Annotated in this window: 19 protein-coding genes and 1 pseudogene; 12 read left to right on the top strand and 8 right to left on the bottom strand. The window is 66.1% G+C overall.

Translation table 11 applies throughout. The features are described from left to right. The first annotated feature begins 204 nt into the window (after positions 1-204). Positions 205-747 (top strand): hypothetical protein, encoded by a 543-nt coding sequence (locus E8L99_RS22270; protein ID WP_137101617.1) that lies wholly within the window; start codon positions 205-207, stop codon positions 745-747. Here the strand turns inward: E8L99_RS22270 and E8L99_RS22275 are convergent, their stop codons facing one another. Beyond that, positions 748-2,109, bottom strand: coding sequence for an ATP-binding protein (locus E8L99_RS22275; protein WP_391527503.1), 1,362 nt, complete (start codon positions 2,107-2,109; stop codon positions 748-750). 49 nt (positions 2,110-2,158) lie between these two features. Between E8L99_RS22275 and E8L99_RS22280 the strand changes: the two genes are divergently transcribed. Both E8L99_RS22280 and E8L99_RS22285 read left to right on the top strand, forming a co-directional pair. Next, a complete protein-coding gene (locus tag E8L99_RS22280; protein WP_252511189.1) occupies positions 2,159-2,860 on the top strand; it encodes a DUF2239 family protein in 702 nt (233 codons plus the stop codon). Between the two features lie 149 nt (positions 2,861-3,009). Beyond that, positions 3,010-5,451, top strand: a complete 2,442-nt coding sequence (locus E8L99_RS22285; RefSeq protein WP_137101619.1) for a YfhO family protein — start codon at positions 3,010-3,012, stop codon at positions 5,449-5,451. Positions 5,452-5,460: 9 nt separating this feature from the next. Here the strand turns inward: E8L99_RS22285 and E8L99_RS22290 are convergent, their stop codons facing one another. Then, entirely contained in the window at positions 5,461-5,961 is a 501-nt protein-coding gene (locus E8L99_RS22290; protein ID WP_137101620.1) for a hypothetical protein, read from the bottom strand. Between the two features lie 112 nt (positions 5,962-6,073). Then, complete coding sequence (locus E8L99_RS22295; RefSeq protein WP_137101621.1) at positions 6,074-7,933, bottom strand: ankyrin repeat domain-containing protein; 1,860 nt, start codon at positions 7,931-7,933, stop codon at positions 6,074-6,076. 205 nt (positions 7,934-8,138) lie between these two features. Here E8L99_RS22295 and E8L99_RS22300 point away from each other — a divergent pair, with 205 nt between their 5' ends. The 7 genes and pseudogenes from E8L99_RS22300 (at position 8,139) to E8L99_RS22330 (ending at position 13,150) form a co-directional block, all read left to right on the top strand. Next, a complete protein-coding gene (locus tag E8L99_RS22300) occupies positions 8,139-8,810 on the top strand; it encodes a hypothetical protein (RefSeq protein ID WP_137101622.1) in 672 nt (223 codons plus the stop codon). Positions 8,811-8,927: 117 nt separating this feature from the next. After that, positions 8,928-9,542 (top strand): annotated as a pseudogene (locus E8L99_RS22305) (50S ribosomal protein L25/general stress protein Ctc); the annotation flags it as partial. Between the two features lie 130 nt (positions 9,543-9,672). Continuing rightward, on the top strand, positions 9,673-10,287 hold the full coding sequence (pth, locus tag E8L99_RS22310; RefSeq protein WP_137101624.1) for an aminoacyl-tRNA hydrolase: 615 nt from the start codon (positions 9,673-9,675) through the stop codon (positions 10,285-10,287). A 173-nt stretch (positions 10,288-10,460) separates the two neighbouring features. Further along, positions 10,461-11,558, top strand: a complete 1,098-nt coding sequence (gene ychF, locus E8L99_RS22315; protein WP_137101625.1) for a redox-regulated ATPase YchF — start codon at positions 10,461-10,463, stop codon at positions 11,556-11,558. A gap of 94 nt (positions 11,559-11,652) precedes the next feature. After that, a complete protein-coding gene (locus tag E8L99_RS22320; RefSeq protein ID WP_137101626.1) occupies positions 11,653-12,129 on the top strand; it encodes a MaoC family dehydratase in 477 nt (158 codons plus the stop codon). Next, positions 12,122-12,583 carry a MaoC family dehydratase gene (locus E8L99_RS22325; RefSeq protein ID WP_137101627.1) on the top strand — a complete coding sequence of 154 codons (462 nt, stop codon included), beginning with the start codon at positions 12,122-12,124 and terminating at the stop codon, positions 12,581-12,583. The genes E8L99_RS22320 and E8L99_RS22325 overlap by 8 nt, the downstream gene beginning before the upstream one ends. Before the next feature lie 132 nt (positions 12,584-12,715). Beyond that, positions 12,716-13,150 carry a hypothetical protein gene (locus E8L99_RS22330; protein WP_137101628.1) on the top strand — a complete coding sequence of 145 codons (435 nt, stop codon included), beginning with the start codon at positions 12,716-12,718 and terminating at the stop codon, positions 13,148-13,150. Positions 13,151-13,272: 122 nt separating this feature from the next. Here E8L99_RS22330 and E8L99_RS22335 read toward each other — a convergent pair whose 3' ends face one another. Continuing rightward, positions 13,273-13,818 (bottom strand): adenine phosphoribosyltransferase, encoded by a 546-nt coding sequence (locus E8L99_RS22335; protein ID WP_137101629.1) that lies wholly within the window; start codon positions 13,816-13,818, stop codon positions 13,273-13,275. A gap of 131 nt (positions 13,819-13,949) precedes the next feature. On the opposite strand from E8L99_RS22335, the gene E8L99_RS22340 reads away from it, so the two are divergent. Further along, the gene (locus E8L99_RS22340; protein WP_137101630.1) at positions 13,950-14,222 is read left to right on the top strand and encodes a hypothetical protein; all 273 of its coding nucleotides are present in this window, start codon (positions 13,950-13,952) and stop codon (positions 14,220-14,222) included. Here E8L99_RS22340 and E8L99_RS22345 read toward each other — a convergent pair whose 3' ends face one another. The 4 genes from E8L99_RS22345 to petA all read right to left on the bottom strand — a co-directional run bounded on the left by E8L99_RS22345 (position 14,223) and on the right by petA (position 17,999). Continuing rightward, a complete protein-coding gene (locus E8L99_RS22345; RefSeq protein ID WP_137101631.1) occupies positions 14,223-15,098 on the bottom strand; it encodes an S-methyl-5'-thioadenosine phosphorylase in 876 nt (291 codons plus the stop codon). 140 nt (positions 15,099-15,238) lie between these two features. Further along, positions 15,239-16,087 carry a cytochrome c1 gene (locus tag E8L99_RS22350; RefSeq protein WP_252511190.1) on the bottom strand — a complete coding sequence of 283 codons (849 nt, stop codon included), beginning with the start codon at positions 16,085-16,087 and terminating at the stop codon, positions 15,239-15,241. Positions 16,088-16,121: 34 nt separating this feature from the next. Beyond that, entirely contained in the window at positions 16,122-17,429 is a 1,308-nt protein-coding gene (locus tag E8L99_RS22355; protein WP_137101633.1) for a cytochrome b, read from the bottom strand. Positions 17,430-17,453: 24 nt separating this feature from the next. Beyond that, the gene (gene petA, locus E8L99_RS22360; protein WP_252511191.1) at positions 17,454-17,999 is read right to left on the bottom strand and encodes a ubiquinol-cytochrome c reductase iron-sulfur subunit; all 546 of its coding nucleotides are present in this window, start codon (positions 17,997-17,999) and stop codon (positions 17,454-17,456) included. 347 nt (positions 18,000-18,346) lie between these two features. On the opposite strand from petA, the gene E8L99_RS22365 reads away from it, so the two are divergent. Then, entirely contained in the window at positions 18,347-18,811 is a 465-nt protein-coding gene (locus tag E8L99_RS22365; RefSeq protein ID WP_137101635.1) for a tRNA (cytidine(34)-2'-O)-methyltransferase, read from the top strand. Positions 18,812-18,821: the final 10 nt, after the last annotated feature.

Raw genomic sequence — 18,821 nt, forward strand, 5'->3', positions numbered from 1 at the left:
GGCATCCCCTTTTCACGGTCATGATCAGGCAGCCTAGCGGATGGCAGGAGCCCCGTGCCTTCGCCCGTTCGGGGGAGATCGCGCAGGGGCAAGTGCCCCCGCTCCCTTCCGCAACGGCACGCGACGTTAACCCTTTCTTTACCATTTCGTTGCCGCCCCTCCCTCCCCCGCCTAGGCTTCGCTCCGGGACTGGGAGTTCAGGGCATGCGACGGCTGATCGTCACCTTCTGCGCCATCTATCTCGCGGCTGTCGCATTGGCCTCCGCCACGACAGGCTGGGGCCTGATCGAGGCCGTACCCGGCTATCGCCTGTCGATCCTCTGGATGTCGCCGGAAACGCTCGCCGCCCGGCTCGACGCCTTTGTCGGCGCCGGCCGCATCTTCGAGGCCGAGGTCTATGCCGGCGCCCACGCCGTCTCGTGGGCGATCATGCTGACGCTGGTGCTGGTCGGCACGATAAGGCCGTTCCTCGGCCCCTCCGAGCCGATCGCCAACATGCGCTCCAGCGCCGTGGTGCTGGGCGGCCTGGCCGGCCTTGTCCTGCTCGCCCACTGGTCGCGGCCGCTGCTCGATGAAGCCAGCCGCATTCCGTCCGCCTCCACCACGCTGTCGTCCATGCCGGCCTATTGGCTGGTTGGCATGGCGGTCTCGGCGGCGATCACCGGCGCGCATCTCTCCATGCTTGCCCACGATGCCGTGCTGTGGGCCCGCGCCCGCTACAGCGGACCTCAGGCTTCCGCCGCCTGATCAGACCGGAATTCGGACCGTCGCGCGCAGGCCGCCGAGCGGGCTGTCGAGCAGCGAAATCTCGCCGCCGTGCGAGCGGGCGATGTCGCGGGCGATCGCAAGTCCCAGGCCCGAGCCGCCCTCGTCGACATTGCGCGCGTCATCGAGCCTGAGGAACGGCTTGAACACGTCCTCGCGCCGCTCCATCGGAATGCCCGGCCCATCGTCGTCCACGGTAACCGACAGCCAGCGATGGTCGCGATGGCCGATGATCGCCACCTTGTCGGCATGGCGGGCCGAATTGGTGATCAGATTGGCGAGGCAGCGCTTGAACGCATCGGCGCGCACTTTCACCATCGGCTCGCCATGGAACGACACGGTCGCCTCCTGGCCCGCCCGCTCGGCATCGCCGCGCAATTCCTCCAGCAGCGCGGCCACGTCGGTCTCGACCGGCAATTCGCCGGAATCGCCGCGGGCAAAGGCGAGATAGGCCTCCAGCATGCGCGCCATCTCGTCGACATCGCGCAGCATGGCCTCGGTCTCCGGCCCCTCCGGCAAGAGCGCCAGTTCCAGCTTGAACCGGGTTAGCACGGTTCTCAGATCGTGGCTGACGCCGGCGAGCATCGTGGTGCGCTGGTCGATCTGCCGCTCGATGCGCCGCTTCATCTCGATGAAGGCGAGCGCCGCCGCCCTCACCTCGCTCGCGCCGCGGGGCCGAAAGCCGATGACCTCTCGCCCCTTGCCGAAATCCTCGGCCGCCGCCGCCAGCGCCTGGATCGGCCGGATCTGGTTGCGCAGGAACAGGATGGCGATGCCGAGCAGGATGACGGAGGCGATCACCATCCAGACCAGGAAGATGTGACTGTTGGAGGCATAGGCCATGCCGCGCCGGGCGAAGACCTTGAGAATCGAGCCGTTCTCGAGCTGCACGCGGATTTCGACCAGCGCGGAATTGCCCACCGTATCGATCCAGAAGGGCCGCCCGGTCTGCAAAGCGATCTCGCGCGACAAGGCCGCGTCCAGAACGTCGAAGAACGGCCGCGGCCCCGCCGCCGGCAAGGGCTCGGGCGGCAGGATCTCGATCATCAGGTTGAGCCGGTCGCGGGCGATGCGCCGGAGCGTCTCGTAATCGCGGTCCTGCGGATAGGTCTTGTGGATGTCGATCAGGGCCGCGATGTCCTGCGTCACCGCCGCCGACAGGCGATAGGTGACGAGCTGCCAATGCCGCTCCATGAACACATAGGCGACGATCGACTGCAGGATGACGATCGGCGCGATCACGATGATCAGCGAGCGGGCATAAAGCCCCTTCGGCATGAACTCGTTGAACCGCCGCGCGAAACTCTCGGCCCGCTGGGTCAGGCCCGTGGCGAGGTTGGCGATGAGGCCGCGCAGGCCCCCATAGGTCGAGCGTGTCTGATCGAAACTGGCCATGCCTGGACTTTACCACGGCCGCCCTGATTTGCGCCAAGCCACAGTTTTCTATTTTTACCCGGATGATATTGACGAGAGCTTTCTTGGCGGCTATCTGGCGCTGATGACCGAACAGCCAGCCCCTCATCCCGCTACCCTCACCGCCTTCGAAGGCACCACCCGCATTGGCACCGGAGACCGGCTTGCCGTGGCATTGGCCGCCCATACGGCCATGGCCCAGGGCGGCGGCGACCCGATCCTCGTCTTCGATGATGCCAGCGGCGAACAGGTGGAATTCGACCTGCGCGGCACCGCCGGTGATGTCGCCGCCCGTCTTGTCCCTGTCCAGGCGCCCGAGCCGCGCGGCCCCGGCCGCCCGAAGCTCGGCGTCGTCGCCCGCGAGGTGACCCTGCTGCCGCGGCACTGGGACTGGTTGTCGCGCCAGCCCGGCGGCGCGTCCGTTGCCCTGCGGCGCCTCGTCGAGACGGCAAGGTTTGCCTCCGAAACAGGCGAAGCAGGCGCCCGTGCCCGTGATGCGGCCTACCGCTTCGCCACCGCCATTGCCGGCAACCAACCGGATTTCGACGAGGCGATGCGGGCGCTGTTTGCCCGCGACGTCAAGGCCTTCGAGGTACGTCTGGCACGCTGGGCCCCCGACCTTGGCCGTCACGCCCTTGCCATGGCTCAGCCCTGGTTCGCGGATGAGGGCAAAACCCAGTAACCGCAACGCTTCATCCAGCGTTCATATTAGAAACGATACAGATCCTTGGCACGTTCCCTGCTGGGTCAGTCAGACTGCCCCGGGGTGGGTTGGTGCAGAGTTGAGTGTGACGACGCGCACGGCCTCGAAGAAGGCCGGAAGGATGCTGGATGAGTGCCTATTCTGAGGCCCGCGCCGGGGGACATGGCGCGCGCCGCGTGAAGGATCTGGCCGTCCAGGCCGGGACTTCTGTTGCCCGCTTCGCAGCCAGCAGGCAGGGTGAGCTTGTCATCGCTCTTGTGGCGATCACCGCACTCTGGGCGCTCGCCGCGATCCAGTGGCGCCTCACCGACACCGTGGTTCCCTGGGATTCCAAGAACCAGTTCTATGCCTTCTTCCGCTTCCTCGCGACCGCCCTTCACGAGGGCTCGACGCCCTTCTGGAACCCCTACCACTATGGCGGCCACCCCAGCATCGCCGATCCGCAATCCCTGATCTTCCAGCCGCCCTTCGTGCTCTGGGCCTGGCTTGACGCCAGCCCGACCATGCTGGCCTTCGACGCCCTGGTCTATGGCCACCTGCTGGTTGGCGGCCTGGCCCTTGCCGGCTATGGCCATCGCCACGGCTGGCCGGCCGCCGCCTCCGTTCTGGCCGCTGCCGTGTTCATGTTCGGCGGCGTCGTCTCGGGCCGGCTGAACCATGTCGGCATCATCACTGCCTATGGCCTGTTCCCGCTGGCGGTCCTGCTGCTTGAAGTGGCCTTCGACCGCCGCTCATGGCTGGCGGCGATCGGTTTCGGCGCGACGGCTGCCCTGATCGCGCTTGGGCGCACCCAGACCCCGCTCATCCTGTCGATCATCCTGGTCGTGCTCGCCGCGCGCCATCTGCTGGTCCGGCCCGAGCCGCTCCGCTATGCCCTGACCCGCCTGCCCGTCCTGCTGCTCATGGGGGCAACCGCGCTCGCGCTGATCGCCGTGCCCATGCTGCTCACCGTGCAGTTCGCCGACTATTCCAACCGCCCGCATATCAGCCTGGATACGGCGCTGCTGTCGTCGCTCTACCCGGTCAACATCGCCAATTTCTTCGCGCCCAACGTGCTGGGCTCGCTGCAGCCGTCGTCGCTCGGCGACTGGGGCCCGAGCCATGGCACCCGGCCGGGGATCGACGGCACGGACCGGGCGTTCAACTACATGTTCGCCGGCAGCCTCACGGCCCTGCTCCTGGTCTGGCACGGCCTGGCTGGCGGACGGCTGCTTGCTTCCGGGCGCCGCGTCTTCGCCGTGGTCGCGGTGCTGGCGCTGCTCTATTCGGTTGGCCGCTACTCGCCGTTCTTCCCGCTGATGTTCCAGTATTTCCCCGGCATCGCGCTGTTCCGGCGGCCGGTGGGCGGCCTGTTCATCTTCATCCCGGCGCTCGCCTATCTCTCGGGTTACCTCGTCTCCGATTATGTGAAGCAAGGCCTGCCGGCGGTGCCGCGCTGGGCGCTGGCCATTCTCGGCGGCGCCATGATCGGCCTGTTTGCCTGGGCGATCGACTTTTCCACCCTCTCGTCCAAGGGCTGGCAGGCCGCGCTCGAAACCGCCAAGGTACTGCCGATCTATGGCGCGCTGATCGTCCTGTTCATGCTCGCCCGCTCGCCGCGCGCACGGGTGATCGCGGCAAGCGTCGCCGTTGCCTTCACCGGCGGCGAACTGGTCCTCCGCAACGCGGCCTCCTCGCTCAATGCGGAGCCGCGCGCCTATTATTCCTTCCTCGAGAAACCGATGGGCGAGGAAGCCCGCATCCTCGGCATCGTGCAGCGCGCGATCCAGGCTTCCCACACCGGATCGGTCAGGCCGCGCGTCGAGATCGTCGGCCTCGGCGGTCCCTGGCAGAATGCCGCCATGGTCTATGGCCTGGAGGCGACCAACGGCTACAACCCGCTGCGCATCGGCCAGTATGACCGGCTCGTCGCCCCCGGCGAGAGCCCCTACACGGCGCTGCACCGCCGCTTTCCGAACGGCTCCTTCCCGGGCTACGACTGCGACCTGAGCAAGCTGCTCGGTCTCGAATATGTCGTGCTCGACCGTCCCATCGAGGCCATGCCGCACCTGCATCGCCGGACCGTCGTCGAGACGGTCATGGCCGGTCCGAAAGTCTGGATCTACCGCCTGCCGAACCCCGCCCCGCGTGTCGCCCTGGCCAGCCGGGTGCGTGTTGCCGACGCCGACGAACTGGTCGATCAGGGCCGGTTCCCCGCGCGCACGGCGAGCACGACGGCCACCGGCACCGAGGTGATGGTCGACGACGACGACGACCTGTCGCAGAGCTATGTCCAGGCCGCGGCCAATGCCCAGCCGGGCAAGGCCGAGATCGTCTCCTGGCGCCCCGACCGCGTCGAGATCGCCGTCGAGACGAGGACCACCGCCGTTCTCACCGATCACGCCCTCTGGTATCCGGGCTGGGAGGTCGAGGTGGACGGCGTGAGGCGGCCGCTGCTGCGCACCGACGTTCTGTTCCGCGGCGTGGAAATCCCCCCGGGCGCGAAGAAGGTCGTCTTCACCTACCGTCCGCTGTCGCTTGAGAACCTCAAGGCCGCCTTCGACGGCATGCTTGGCCGCGACAACGACTGACGCCCGGCCCTAGTTGCCGCGCGGGCAGAGTGTCGACGAGACCCGCGCGAGCAGGAAGGCCCGGTCGTCGCTCGCCATCAGGTCCGGGCTGAAGCCCCTGGCGCCCTCGGCCTGCAGTCGCTCGACGACGTCGAGCCTCAGCCCACCGCCGGGCGGCGTGGACAGGCGGAAGGCACCCGCATCGCCCTCGCCCTGACAATCGGCCGCCTCGCCGCGCGCGGTGCAGATGCCGTTGACCTCGAACCGGTCGCGATTGCCGCGGATCTGGAACGTCAGCGCCACCGTGTAGCGCGCCTCGTTGTTCTCCTCAGCAGGCGCCTCGCGGACACGGCGCAGTGTCATGCGCACCACCCGCTGGCGCGGGTTGCGGGCGAGATGCTCGCCGTCATAGACGCGCAGGAAGCAGGGATCCGGCGTGCGCGGCGGTGCCGTGATGTGATCGAAGACAGTGAAGGCCTGGGCGGAGCCACAGAGGGCAGTCGTCAGGACCAGAACGGCGGATATCCGCATGGCGGCTCCTTGTGGGCGGGTTTCGGAGACGATCAGTTCGCGATAGGCGGGAGTTCTAAGCGGCAACGCCAGTGCTGACCAGCGTAGCGTAAGGTCGAAGGGCGAGACCCCGCTATTTCAGAAGGCTGCGCAAGGCCTGCTCTCGCGGCTTCGTGCTGGCACCAAGCAGATCGACGGGCCGGCGTCCCGCGGCATCCGCGATGGTCTTGTCAGCACCGAGCGCGATCAGCGTGGCGGCTGTGGAAGCCTCACTCGTTTCCGCAGCCACATGCAGAACGGTGCGGCCGGCCCGGTTGACGGCGTTGATGGCGACACCCCGCTCGACAAGGAAGGTCACCATTTGCACGCCCGGTTCCTGGAGAGGATAGGGACCCGACTTCCGGATGAAGTTGTGCAAAAGCGTCGAACCGTCGGTGGCGCGCGCCTGCACGTCGAACGGAAAGCCGAGCATGATCAGCATCTCGATATCCGCACGCGTCTGGCAATAGAAGAAGCCATTGCAGCCTCTTCCATCGAGCAGGAGGGGATCGGCCCCGCAATCGATCAGCGCGGCCACCAGATCAGGCATGCTGGATACTGACAGGAGCGCGGAATGGACGGGCCGACGGGAGCGCATCTCTTCCCCCGGTGGTGGGGGCGACAGGGCGTTGACGTCGGCGCCGTGAGCGACGAGCAGCCGGACGACCTCCCCGCTCCACTGGCGATGTAGCGCCGCCTCGCCAGAATCGTCGCGCCGGTCGGGATCGGCGCCATGGGCGAGCAGAACGCGCGCCGTGCCCGGACCACACACCATCAGCATGGTCAGGCCATTGTCCCAGGGGGCATCGGGATCGGCGCCGGCGTCGAGAAGCGCTTCCAGAATACCGAAATAGGCCTCCTCGCCGCCCTGCGCATCCTGCTTGCGCTGCTCGACCAGCCGGTGCAGCGGCCAGTGCCGCTCGCCCTTCCAGCCATTGACGCGCGCGCCCTGCGCGATCAGCCAGCGCACCGTCTCGAGGGACGACAACTCGGCCGCCTCGCCCAGCACCATGCGGCGGGTGTTGATCGCAGCTCCGCGTGACACGAGCAACTCCATCATGGCGCGGTCATCGTTGCGGACGGCATGGATCAACGGCGTGACGAACTCGGCGCTCCACGCCCCCTCGGCGCAGGCATCGATCGCCGCGCCATCGTCCAGCGCGCGCAGGACCATGGCGCGGTTGCCGGCCTGGGCAGCGGTGAGGAGGTCATGGTCCGCCCGGCTCTTCGCCATCACGACCCGCGGTGGCGCATCGGCCTCCGGTCGCAGGTCGGAAAGCCAGTCCAGCCAGGCCTTGCCGCCGGGACTGTCGGCCCTGAGCATGGCCTGCGCCGGATCGGTCATGTCGCAGAAGGCAAACCAGTCGTCCTGGGTGTCGCCGGCGCAGCCGAGCGTCGAATATTCCGTGATGAAGCTGACGAAATCCGGCGCGATGATCCGGCCGTGCAGGCCTTCCAGCTCATGGCTGAAATAGCGGACCGGCTGGGCCCCGTTGGCGGAAGAGCAATCGATGGTCAGCATGTCGCCATTGACCAGTTCGGCAAAGGCAAACTGGCCGACCCACATCGAGGGATCGTCGGGCACTTCGGACTCGCGCGGGTGCCTGGCATGTTGCAAGCGCCAGTGCGCGAAATTCGCCAGCGCGTATTGGTCGATATAGTCGAGGTCGAAGACCATCCCGCCCAGACCGCCCTGGGTCGGCCGCCTCTCACGCTCCAGCGGCCGCAGCTCCGGCGGCACCGACCAGCTAAACCAGACGCCTGCCGAACATTCAGCGAGGATCGTACGCAGTTGCGTAGGGATCGTGACCTGATGACGGGCCTCGAACGCGGCGAGTTTATCGGATTCGGCAGGTGGGCGAATCGCCGGCGCCTCGTGCTGCCAGCCGCGGCGGGCCGCGATGCGGTCCATGCGATGCCAATCGGCGGTCCAGCGCTGAAAGAATGCCTGCATGATCGGCTCACCAATGGTGGGATTGCAACTGTCCCCGTTGGTCGCGCCAAGCCGCGGCGAGGTTCACAAGGATGCGAAGTCAACCATTTCAAAGCCGACTAACATAATAGATTATAATATCCGACAAGTACACATTGACATTCTCAACGGAACACCGATCCTGAGCCATGAAGGACATAGCATTCAGTAAATGAGAATAATTCTAATGTACGCATACCGCGCGACAGCACAACCATCGAATGCCAGAATTATTGCCTTGAATCTCACAGCAAGCGCTGTGATAGCCATTTTTTCTGTCATCCAGGCAAGCGAGGTGGCGGCAGCACCTCCCGCTGCGGCGCGTCCACGACAAATGCCCGTGACGGCGATATCGCTTGTTCCACCCGATCCGGCGAAGTGGACCGTCGTCTCCACCATTGGCAAGACGCGGACATTTCGCTGCCGCGATCTCGCCTGCCCTTACCCGGTCCATGTTTTCACGAGTGTCGGCAACAGTCCGACACGCAGCATCGACCCCCGCGGCCTGGAGAACGCAGCCCGCGAGCGGCTTCCCGTCGGTTTGCAGCGGTGGCAGAGCAATCTCGACTGGCGCTCCGGCGGCACCCGCCGGGTGGAGATGCTGGGCTGGCGCACCGGCCGCGCCCGCGGGTTTCCAGCCATCTTCGCGGACTACCGCATTTCGGGCGGGCAGACGCCCGAGCGCTTCGCAGCGCTCACCATCTTCTACGCATTCAACGCCCGTATCACCGTCGAGGTCATTTCGCCGTCCCGCCAGCTTTCGCGCGACACCGCCGGAGCCTTCGTTGCAGCCGCCGGCATTCGCGAGCGCATGGAGCCGTTTCCTCAGGTTCCGGTCCAGCGGGTGGTTGACCGCTAGATCCATCCGCCCGAGCCTTGCTCGTCCCCCCCTTTTCCGCTATAGCCCGCCAGTCCCGCGACATCTCCGCACCCCTGGAGGCTTCGTTCGCGGGCTTTTCTGTTGGAGAACAAGACCATGGCTGCCATCAAAGAGATGTCGGCGACGGTCCGCGCGAATGGCGGCAAGGGGGCCGCTCGCGCCGAACGTCGTGCGGGCCGCGTGCCCGGCGTCATCTACGGCGACAAGAAGTCGCCCGTGCTGATTTCGATCGACTACAAGACCCTGCACCAGCGCATCTATGCCGGTCACTTCCTCTCGACCGTGTTCGAGCTGGACGTCGACGGCCAGAAGCATCGCGTCATTCCGCGCGACTACCAGCTGGATCCGGTGAAGGACTTCCCGGTCCACGTCGACTTCCTGCGTCTCGGCGAAGGCGCCGTGATCTCGGTCGACATCCCGATCCACGTTCTGGGTGCCGATCTGTCGCCTGGCGTCAAGCTCGGTGGCTCGGTCAACCTGGTCGCGCATTCGATCACCCTGCTCTGCCCGGCTGACAACATCCCGGCCTCGGTCGACATCGACATCTCGTCGCTGGCCATGGGCTATTCGATCCATCTGGCCGATGTGGCCCTTCCGGCTGGCGTCCGCGCCGCCACGAAGGAAAACCCGACTCTGCTCTCGATCGTCGCTCCGTCGGGCGGCGCCGAGGCCGAGCCGGCCGCCGCCGCTCCGGCCGCAGCGCCTGCCGCCAAGAAGTGATCCCGGGCGGGGCCTTCTGGCCCTGCTCAACCACGTTAGCGAAGGGCGCCCGTGACATTCGGGCGCCCTTTTCGTTGGATGGAACCGTGTCGCCCTTGCCTGCGACCATGGGAGCGGTCGGATGCTGCTGATCGTCGGCCTCGGCAATCCCGGGGCGAAATACCGGATGAACCGGCACAATATCGGCTTCATGGCGGTGGAGACGATCCACCGGCGCCATCGCTTCGGGCCCTGGCGCCAGCGCTTCCAGGGCGTGACCGCAGACGGGCAGATCGGGCCTGAGAAGGCGCTGCTCTTGATGCCCGGAACCTTCATGAACGAGAGCGGCCGCGCCGTGGCTGAGGCCATGCGCTTCTTCAAGATCGAGCTCAAGGACGTGGTGGTCTTCCACGACGAGCTCGACCTGCCGCCGGCCAAGCTCCGGGTCAAGACCGGCGGCGGCAATGCCGGCCACAATGGCCTGCGCTCGATCACCGCGCTCTGCGGCAACGATTATCGCCGCGTCCGGATAGGCATCGGACATCCCGGCGACAAGGCGCTCGTCCATTCCTATGTGCTGAACGATTTCGCCAAGGCGGAAATGCCCTGGGTGGAAGACCTCTGCACGGCCTCGGCCGACCATGCCGAGATGCTGGCGACCCCGGACGACCCCGGCTACCAGAACCGCATCCACCTCGCCATGGAAGGCCGCGGTTGGGGCGAGGTGAAGCGGGTGGGCGAAGCCAAGGGCGACTGAAATGACCGAGATCGCGGGCCTGCGCCCTTGATCGCGGTTGCGCTCGGTTCCTGTCCGGGGATATGCACCACGGACGCTTGGCCGCACGGTGACCGTTCAGGTCTCGATGCCGGCCGCACCCGGATTTCTCTTCGCCGGTCCGTGACCGGCCAACATCAGACTGGACCCTTCCCATGGGCTTCAAATGCGGCATTGTCGGCCTGCCGAACGTCGGCAAGTCGACCCTCTTCAACGCGCTGACCCAGACGGCGGCGGCACAGGCGGCGAACTATCCGTTCTGCACCATCGAGCCGAATGTCGGCGATGTCGCCGTGCCCGATCCGCGTCTCGACATTCTGGCCAAGGCCGGCAAGTCACAGCAGATCATCCCGACCCGCATCACCTTCGTCGACATTGCCGGCATCGTGCGCGGCGCCTCCAAGGGCGAGGGCCTCGGCAACCAGTTCCTCGCCAATATCCGCGAGGTCGATGCCATCGCCCATGTCGTGCGCTGCTTCGAGGACGGCGACATCACCCATGTCGAGGGCAAGGTTGACCCGCTCGCCGACATCGAGACCATCGAGACCGAGCTGATGCTCGCCGATCTCGACAGCCTCGAGAAGCGCGTCACCGGCCTGGAGAAGAAGGCCAAGGGCGGCGACAAGGAAGCCAAGGAGCAGGTCGACCTGATCAACCGCGCCCTGGTCCACCTCCGCGATGGCCGTCCGGCCCGCATGACCGATGTGAAGCCCGAGGAGGCCAGGACCTTCGAGCAGCTGAACCTCTTGACCTCCAAGCCGGTTCTCTATGTCTGCAATGTCGAGGAAGCCTCCGCCGACAAGGGCAACAGCTTCTCCGCCAAGGTGTTCGCCCGCGCCAAGGAAGAGGGCGCCAATGCGGTCGTCGTCTCCGCCAAGATCGAGAGCGAGATCGCGGTCATGGCGCTGGAAGACCAGAAGGACTTCCTGGAGGCCGTCGGCCTCGAGGAGCCGGGCCTCAACCGCGTGATCCGCTCCGGCTATGACCTTCTGCACCTGGTGACCTATTTCACCGTCGGCCCGAAGGAAACCCGCGCCTGGACCATCACCAAGGGCACCAAGGCGCCCGCCGCGGCCGGCGTGATCCATACCGATTTCGAGAAGGGCTTCATCCGCGCCGAAACCATCGCCTATGCCGACTACACCGCCCTTGGTGGTGAGGCTGGTGCCCGCGATGCCGGCAAGCTGCGCCTCGAAGGCAAGGAATATGTGGTCGCCGATGGCGACGTGCTGCACTTCCGCTTCGCCAACTGACGATGCGTCCTGGCAGGCCTTCGCCCGAAAGGCGGAGGCCCCAGCCCACGGCAATCATGCATGATGCCGCCATCTCCAGTGATTGCGCCGGCCCATGACATCCGACACGCCCCTGATCGCCTTTGAAGACTTCGTCCCTGGCGAGATCTCCACCTATGGTCGCTATGCGGTGACCCGCGAGGAGGCGATCGAGTTCTCCGCCGAGTTCGATCCCCAGCCCTTCCACCTCACCGACGAGGGCGGCAAGGCCTCGCTGCTGGGCGCCTTGTCCGCCTCAGGCTGGCATTCCTCGGCCATGCTCATGCGCATGAACTGCGACCATTTCATCACCCATTCCACCTCCATGGGCGGGCCGGGCATCGAGGAGATGAAATGGGTGAAGCCGGTCTTTCCCGGCGACGTGCTGAGCGTCCGGCGCACGGTCCTCGACGCCCGCGTCTCCGCCTCCAAGCCCGATCGCGGCATCGTCCGCTTCCGCTTTGAGCTTCTGAACCAGAACGGCGACGTCGTGCTGATCCAGGTGAACCCGATCTTCTTCGGCCGCCGGACGGCAGAGGCCGCCCATGTTTGACGAGATCGCCGTCGGCTCCATCGAGGTGCTCGGATCGCACACATTCACGGCGGACGAGATCATCCGCTTCGCCCTGAAGTTCGATCCCCAGCCGTTCCACATCGATCCCGAGGCCGCGAAACAGAGCCATTTCGGCGGACTGATTGCGTCGGGATGGCAGACCGGCTCGTGGTGGATGCGCCTGCGCGTCGAGCGCTGGAAAGCGACCAATGCCGAGCGCGCCGCCAAGGGCCTGCCGCCGCTGAAGAATGGCCCGTCAGGCGGCTACACGAACCTCGTCTGGCCGAAACCCGTCTATGCCGGCGACACCGTCACCTATACCACCGAGATCGTGGGAAAACGCGCCTCCGCCAGCCGGCCGGAATGGGGCCTCCTGTTCTCGCGCAACACCGGCGTGAACCAGAACGGCGTGTTGGTCTTCGCCTTCGACGGCTCTGTCTTCGCGGCGCGCTAACGGGGCCGGCCCGCAGCGCGGGGTCATCGTCAGGCTGTCCGAGTCAGTTGAAAGACTTCGCCCCCGCACCGACACATCGCTGAAACGGGCGCACCGCACATCTCGCTCCAACAACGGAACGGGAGACGCCCCATGAGCCTCGCGCTGTCAGCCTTGATCGCCGGCCAGATCGCCGGCGCCGCGCTTGTGGCGGCCCCTGTCCCGCAGACCGGACACCGCATCGTCCAGGCCCAATATGTCCAGGACTCGCGCGGCAATCTCGTCGGCGAGGGCCGGCGCTTCGGCCGTGGCTATGATGTCGAGCGCCAGCGTCGCTCGGGCACCACCACCTATCGCGGCACCGGGCGCAATTTCGGCGGCGGCTACGAGCAGCAGGGCAACCGCATCACCGGCACAGGCTCACGCTTCGGCGGCGGCTATGAAGCCTCGCGCGGGCGCATCACCGGCACCGGCAACAATTTCGGCGCGGGCTGGCAGCGCAACCGCGACGGCTCCTGGTCAGGTACCGGCCGCAATTTCGGCCGCTCCTGCGCCGCCGGCTCAAACCCGGCAGTCGCCTGCCGGTGACGGCCATGAGTTTCACGGAAGTTGACGCACCTTCCAGTCGCCCCCTGGTGCGTCAGTAAGGGGCCCCCCAAATGCCCCTGGAGAGCCGTCGGCAGCAATGCCGGCGGCTCTTCTCTTTGGGGTCAATGCCCGTCGAACGTCACCAGCGTGCGCACATCAACCCCCATGGCGCGCAGCTTGTCGGCACCACCGAGCTCCGGCAGGTCGATGATGAAACATGCGGCCACCACATCGGCGCCGATCTGGCGCAAGAGCTTCACCGCGCCCTCGGCCGTGCCGCCGGTGGCGATCAGATCGTCGACCAGCACCACCCTCTCGCCCGGTTTGATCGCGTCGACATGGATCTCCATCTCGTCGGTGCCATATTCCAGCGCATAGGCCATGCGCACGGTCTGATGCGGCAGCTTGCCCTTCTTGCGGATCGGCACGAAGCCCGACGACAGCTGATGCGCCACAGCCCCCCCTAGGATGAAGCCGCGCGCCTCGATGCCCGCGACCTGGTCGATCTTGGCTCCCGCATAGGGCTGCACCAGCTGGTCGACCGCGCGGCGGAAGGCCCGCGCATTGCCGAGCAGCGTGGTGATGTCGCGGAACATGATGCCGGGCTTCGGATAATCCGCGATCGTCCGGATCGCCTGTTTCAGCTCGTCGTCGAGGCCTGGTGCCATCGTTCGTCCTTCAACCTTACCGCGAATTCATTGGTGCAAGCCTGGACCCGCTCCTAGGTTCTACGGCGAGCAGTCGCGCCAGGGAAAGGGCTCCCGCCAATTCCTCACAGGCCCAACGATGGAGAAACCCCATGACCATGCCCGCCCAGCCTGCCGGCCCGCAGGGCTACGCCGCACCTGGCTATGCCGCGCCCACCTATGCGCCTGCCGCCTATCCCGTGGCGCAGCCGGTCACCATCACATCGATCGACGTGCCGTTCGGCCGTCTGGTCATGTTCTTCTTCAAGGCCATGCTGGCGGCTCTGCCCGCCTTCATCGCCGCCGCCATCGTCATCCGCATCGTCTTCGGCCTGATCTTCTGGCTGTTCGGCGGCTGGCGCTACGGCTATTCCGGCTGGCTCTGATCAGCGCGCCAGAACCCGGCCCGCCACCGCATCGAGCTTGGCGACGAGCGCCGGGTCACGATGCTCCTTCGCCGTGATAACAGCGTGCTCCAGCGCGCGGTCCGAATGGATCGGACAGGGCTCGTGCTCGGCCGGAAAGTCGCGCGCGAGCCGCGCCACCAGACGGCGGCCCTTGTCGGCATTGGCGTGCAGGTGGTGGACCACCTGCGCCACGTCGACCGGGCCGACCTCCTCGTGCCAGGCGTCGAAATCGGTGACCATGCCGACGAAGGCATAGGCAATCTCGGCCTCGCGGGCGAGCTTGGCCTCGGGCATCGAGGTCATGCCGATCAGGTCCCAGCCTTGCGCCTTGTGGAACAGGCTTTCGGCCAGCGTCGAGAAGGCCGGGCCCTCCATGCATACGGCGGTGCCGCCGACCGCATGGGGAATGGCCTCCGCCTCCAGCGCCGCTGCCAGCCGCTTCTGCAGGAGCGGCGCAACGGGATGCGAGAAGGCGACATGGGCGACGCAGCCCTTCCCGAAGAAACTTGGCTGGCGCAGATAGGTCTTGTCGATGAACTGGTCGGCCAGCACGAAGGTGCCAGGTGAGAGCTCGCCCTTGAACGAGCCCACCGCCGACAGCGAGACGAGGTCGGTGACGCCCACCCGTTTCAGCACGTCGATATTGGCGCGGTAATTGATGTCGGACGGGCTAAGCGCGTGGCCGCGGCCATGGCGCGGCAGGAACACGATTTCGGTTGGCCCCAGCCGACCCCGGCGCAGCACATCGGAGGGTTCGCCCCAGGGGGAAGCGACACGCACCTCCTCGACCGCCTCCAGGCCCGGCAGGTCATAGATGCCCGAGCCGCCGATGATGCCGAGAACCGCCTTTGCCATGCTGCACCGTCCCGATATGTGGTCAGGCCCGCGACATGGCCGCAGGCTTGTGACACGGCCATGACGGCCGTCCCAATAAGAAAAGGGCCGCTCGCGCGGCCCTTCGTCAAGCACCTGGCGGTGCGAAAATCAGATCGGCCTCAGTGCTCGACCTTGGCCCAGACCTTCTTCTTGGTGAAGTAGAGCAGGATCGACAGCACCAGAACGAACAGCAGAACCTGGAAGCCGATGCGCTTGCGCTGTTCCATGTGCGGCTCGGCGGCCCACATCAGGAAAGCCGTGACATCCGACGCATATTGCGCGCGGGTGGCGGGCGAACCGTCCGAATAGGTCACCTGGCCATCCTGAAGGATGTTCGGCATGGCCACCGCATTGCCCGGGAAATACTTGTTGTAGTGGGTCCCCGGCGGCACCTCATGACCGTCCTCGTAGCCGAGCAGGAAGGCACGGACATAGTCCACGCCGTGTTCCTGATAGGCCGGCGGGAAGATGTCGATCAGGAACCACGGAAAGCCGCGCTCATAGGAACGGGCCTTGGCCATCAGCGAGAGATCCGGCGGCGCCTTGCCGCCATGGGCGGCTTCCGCCGCCTTGACGTTGGCGAAAGGTCCGGGAATGCGGTCCGACAGGCGCGGCGTGCGCTCGGCCGGCTGGCCGTCATCGCCGATCTCGCGAACCTTCTGCTGCCAGTCGATCGCGATTTGGGCGGCCTGATCGGCCGGGAATTGCGGCCCGCCCGGCTGTGCCAGATTGCGGAACGACAGCTGGCTGACGCTATGGCAGGCCGAGCAGACCTCCTTGTACACCTGGAAGCCGCGCTGCAGCTGCGCCCGGTCGAACTGGCCAAACGGCCCGGCGAAGGTCCAGTTGGCGCGCGGCGGATTTTCCTGTTCGGCAGCCCGGGCCGGCTGGGCCGACACGAGCGCGAGCCCGAGAAGGCCGCCCAAAAGGCCGGCCGTCGCGGCGACACGCAGAGAGGTGATTTTCATCGTCATCGATCCTTGTTCTCTCTTCGCGCCCGCCTCAGCCCTTGGTCTCGGGCGAGGACACCGCGCCTGCCGTGACCGGCGCACTGCCCTTGCCGAGAACCGAATCGGCAATCGAGGCAGGCAGCGTGTTCGGCGTCTCGAACAGGCCGAGCAAGGGCAGGACGATCAGGAAATAGGCGAAATAGAGCCCGGTCAGGGTCAGCGACAAGAGCGGGAAGATACCTTCCGGCGGCTTGGAGCCGAGCCAGCCAAGCAGCACGCAGACCGCAACGAAGGCCCAGAAGAACTGGCGGTGCAGCGGCCGGTAGTTCGACGACTTCACGCGGGACGTGTCGAGCCAGGGCAGGAAGGCCAGGACCAGGATCGCCGCGAACATGGCGATGACACCGCCGAGCTGAGCCGGGATCGTGAAGATCAGCAGATTGATGTCGAAGGTGATGGCGCGCAGGATCGCGTAGAACGGCAGGTAATACCATTCCGGCACGATATGGGCAGGCGTCACCATCGGATCGCCGGGCACGTAGTTCACCGCGTGTCCCAGATAGTTCGGCTGGAAGAACACGAAGTACATGTACATGAGGAAGAACACCGACAGGCCGAAGGCGTCCTTGATGGTCGCATAGGGCGTGAAGGGGATCGTGTCCTTCTTGACGTCCTTCACCTCGACGCCGGTCGGGTTGTTCTGGCCCGTCACGTGCAGCGCCCAGACGTGCAGCACGACGACGCCGGCAATCATGAACGGCAGCAGGAAGTGCAGCGAGAAGAAGCGGTTTAGCGTCGGATTGTCGACCGAATAGCCGCCCCACAGGAATTCAACCACGGTCGGGCCGACCAGCGGGATCGCCGAGAACAGGTTGGTGATGACCACCGCGCCCCACAGCGACATCTGACCCCAGGGCAGCACATAGCCGAGGAAGCCGGTCGCCATCATCAGGAGATAGATGATGACACCCAGGATCCACAGCACCTCGCGCGGCGCCTTGTAGGAGCCGTAATAGAGGCCCCGCAGCATGTGGATGTAGACGGCAATGAAGAACATCGACGCGCCGTTGGCGTGGAGATAGCGGATCAGCCAGCCGTAGTTCACGTCGCGCATGATGTGTTCAATCGAGTTGAACGCCATGTCGACATGCGGCGTGTAGTGCATCGCCAGCACCACGCCGGTGATGATCTGAACCACCAGCATGATCGAGAGGATGCCGCCGAAGGTCCAGAAATAGTTCAGGTTTTTCGGAACCGGGTAGGCGACGAAGGAATCGTAAACGAGGCGCGGCAAGGGCAGACGCGCGTCAACCCACTTGGCAATGCCCAATTTCGGGACGTAGTGCGAGTGACCCTGCATGGTCTTCAACCTCGATTTCGATCGTCAGGTCAGGACTGCGGGGCCGCTGATGCGGACGCGCGTCTCGGACAGGAACTCGTAGACAGGAACGGGCAGGTTTTTCGGCGCCGGACCGGAGCGGATGCGGCCGGACGTGTCGAACACCGAGCCGTGGCAGGGGCAGAACCACCCGCCGAACTCACCCTGGTTGCCCAGGGGGACGCAGCCGAGATGGGTGCAATTGGCCGAGGCAATCAGCCATTTGGCATGCCCCGCCTTCACACGCGCCGAATCGGGCTCGGGATGGCGCAGCTTGGTGACGTCGGTATCGACCGCCGCCTTGATTTCGGCTTCGGTGCGGTTGCGGATGAAATAGGGCTTGCCGCGCCACAAGATCTTGATCTGCGAGCCGGATGCGATCGGAGCCAGATCGAACTCGGCCGGCGCACCGGCGGCGACCGTGCTGGCATCGGGCGCAAGCTGGCTGATGAACGGCCACACGGCCGCGGCGGCGCCGACGGCTGCTGCCGCGCCCGTCGCAAGGAACAGGAAATCGCGGCGATCGCCCTCGGCATGTTCAACAATTGCCACTTCTTCGTCCTTTCGCTCTTCCGGCCCATCAAAGGCCTCGATCGCGCCGGGGCAGCCCGCAGGCCACCTCATCCAAGACCCCTGCGGCGGATCACAAACCAGGCGCTGGGCAGCAGCTTCGGGGAGAGCGCGCCCGCGCCGGCCGCCCCATGGACGGGGCATAAGGGAATCCGCGCCGGAACCCTTGTCGGCGAGGGCTTATTCGCATCGTTATAAGGTGATGTCCAGTGGGCCAATTGCGCCATGGCCTTGCAAGGTGTGGCACCTTCGTCGCAAGGGGAATTGCAGATGAGTGACGTGCCCCGGAATGGCCCGCTCCGCCCCCCTCCCGGAGAGCTTCGACCCTCATGATCCGCATCGCTCTGTACCAACCGGACATCGCCCAGAACACCGGAACGATCCTGCGGACAGCCGCCTGCCTCGGGATTGCCGTGGATATCATCGAGCCAGCCGGGTTTCCGGTCTCCGACAAGTCATTCCGGCGCTCGGGCATGGATTATCTCGACCACGTCCGCTGGCAGCGCCACGACGATTTCGAGGCCTTCCAGCGCGACCGCCTGCGGGCTGGAGGCAGGCTCGTGCTCATGACCACCCGAGGTGCCCTGCCCTATGCCGGCTTCGCCTTCCAGGCCGGCGACGTGGTGATGGCGGGGCGCGAATCCGCGGGCGTGCCGGACCATGTCCACGACGCCGCGGACGCGCGCATCGTCATCCCCATGCAGCCGGGCCTGCGCTCGCTCAATGTCGCGGTGTCGGTGGCGATGGTCGCAGGTGAGGCGCTGCGCCAGCTCGGCGGGTTCGCCTCGCCGTGAAACGCAAACA

It is taken from the genome of Phreatobacter aquaticus (assembly GCF_005160265.1).
In the GTDB taxonomy this organism is placed as follows: Bacteria; Pseudomonadota; Alphaproteobacteria; order Rhizobiales; family Phreatobacteraceae; genus Phreatobacter; species Phreatobacter aquaticus.

What these genes read in the sequence shown, in the direction of transcription:
- E8L99_RS22285 (WP_137101619.1), top strand. Translation starts at nt 3,010, where the DNA reads ATGAGTGCCTATTCTGAGGCCCGCGCCGGGGGACATGGCGCGCGCCGC.
- E8L99_RS22300 (WP_137101622.1), top strand. Translation starts at nt 8,139, where the DNA reads ATGTACGCATACCGCGCGACAGCACAACCATCGAATGCCAGAATTATT.
- E8L99_RS22295 (WP_137101621.1), bottom strand. Translation starts at nt 7,933, where the DNA reads ATGCAGGCATTCTTTCAGCGCTGGACCGCCGATTGGCATCGCATGGAC.
- ychF (WP_137101625.1), top strand. Translation starts at nt 10,461, where the DNA reads ATGGGCTTCAAATGCGGCATTGTCGGCCTGCCGAACGTCGGCAAGTCG.
- E8L99_RS22355 (WP_137101633.1), bottom strand. Translation starts at nt 17,429, where the DNA reads ATGCAGGGTCACTCGCACTACGTCCCGAAATTGGGCATTGCCAAGTGG.
- E8L99_RS22365 (WP_137101635.1), top strand. Translation starts at nt 18,347, where the DNA reads ATGATCCGCATCGCTCTGTACCAACCGGACATCGCCCAGAACACCGGA.
- E8L99_RS22340 (WP_137101630.1), top strand. Translation starts at nt 13,950, where the DNA reads ATGACCATGCCCGCCCAGCCTGCCGGCCCGCAGGGCTACGCCGCACCT.
- E8L99_RS22270 (WP_137101617.1), top strand. Translation starts at nt 205, where the DNA reads ATGCGACGGCTGATCGTCACCTTCTGCGCCATCTATCTCGCGGCTGTC.
- E8L99_RS22325 (WP_137101627.1), top strand. Translation starts at nt 12,122, where the DNA reads ATGTTTGACGAGATCGCCGTCGGCTCCATCGAGGTGCTCGGATCGCAC.
- pth (WP_137101624.1), top strand. Translation starts at nt 9,673, where the DNA reads ATGCTGCTGATCGTCGGCCTCGGCAATCCCGGGGCGAAATACCGGATG.
- E8L99_RS22330 (WP_137101628.1), top strand. Translation starts at nt 12,716, where the DNA reads ATGAGCCTCGCGCTGTCAGCCTTGATCGCCGGCCAGATCGCCGGCGCC.
- E8L99_RS22290 (WP_137101620.1), bottom strand. Translation starts at nt 5,961, where the DNA reads ATGCGGATATCCGCCGTTCTGGTCCTGACGACTGCCCTCTGTGGCTCC.
- E8L99_RS22335 (WP_137101629.1), bottom strand. Translation starts at nt 13,818, where the DNA reads ATGGCACCAGGCCTCGACGACGAGCTGAAACAGGCGATCCGGACGATC.
- E8L99_RS22350 (WP_252511190.1), bottom strand. Translation starts at nt 16,087, where the DNA reads ATGAAAATCACCTCTCTGCGTGTCGCCGCGACGGCCGGCCTTTTGGGC.
- E8L99_RS22345 (WP_137101631.1), bottom strand. Translation starts at nt 15,098, where the DNA reads ATGGCAAAGGCGGTTCTCGGCATCATCGGCGGCTCGGGCATCTATGAC.
- E8L99_RS22280 (WP_252511189.1), top strand. Translation starts at nt 2,159, where the DNA reads ATGCCTGGACTTTACCACGGCCGCCCTGATTTGCGCCAAGCCACAGTT.
- E8L99_RS22320 (WP_137101626.1), top strand. Translation starts at nt 11,653, where the DNA reads ATGACATCCGACACGCCCCTGATCGCCTTTGAAGACTTCGTCCCTGGC.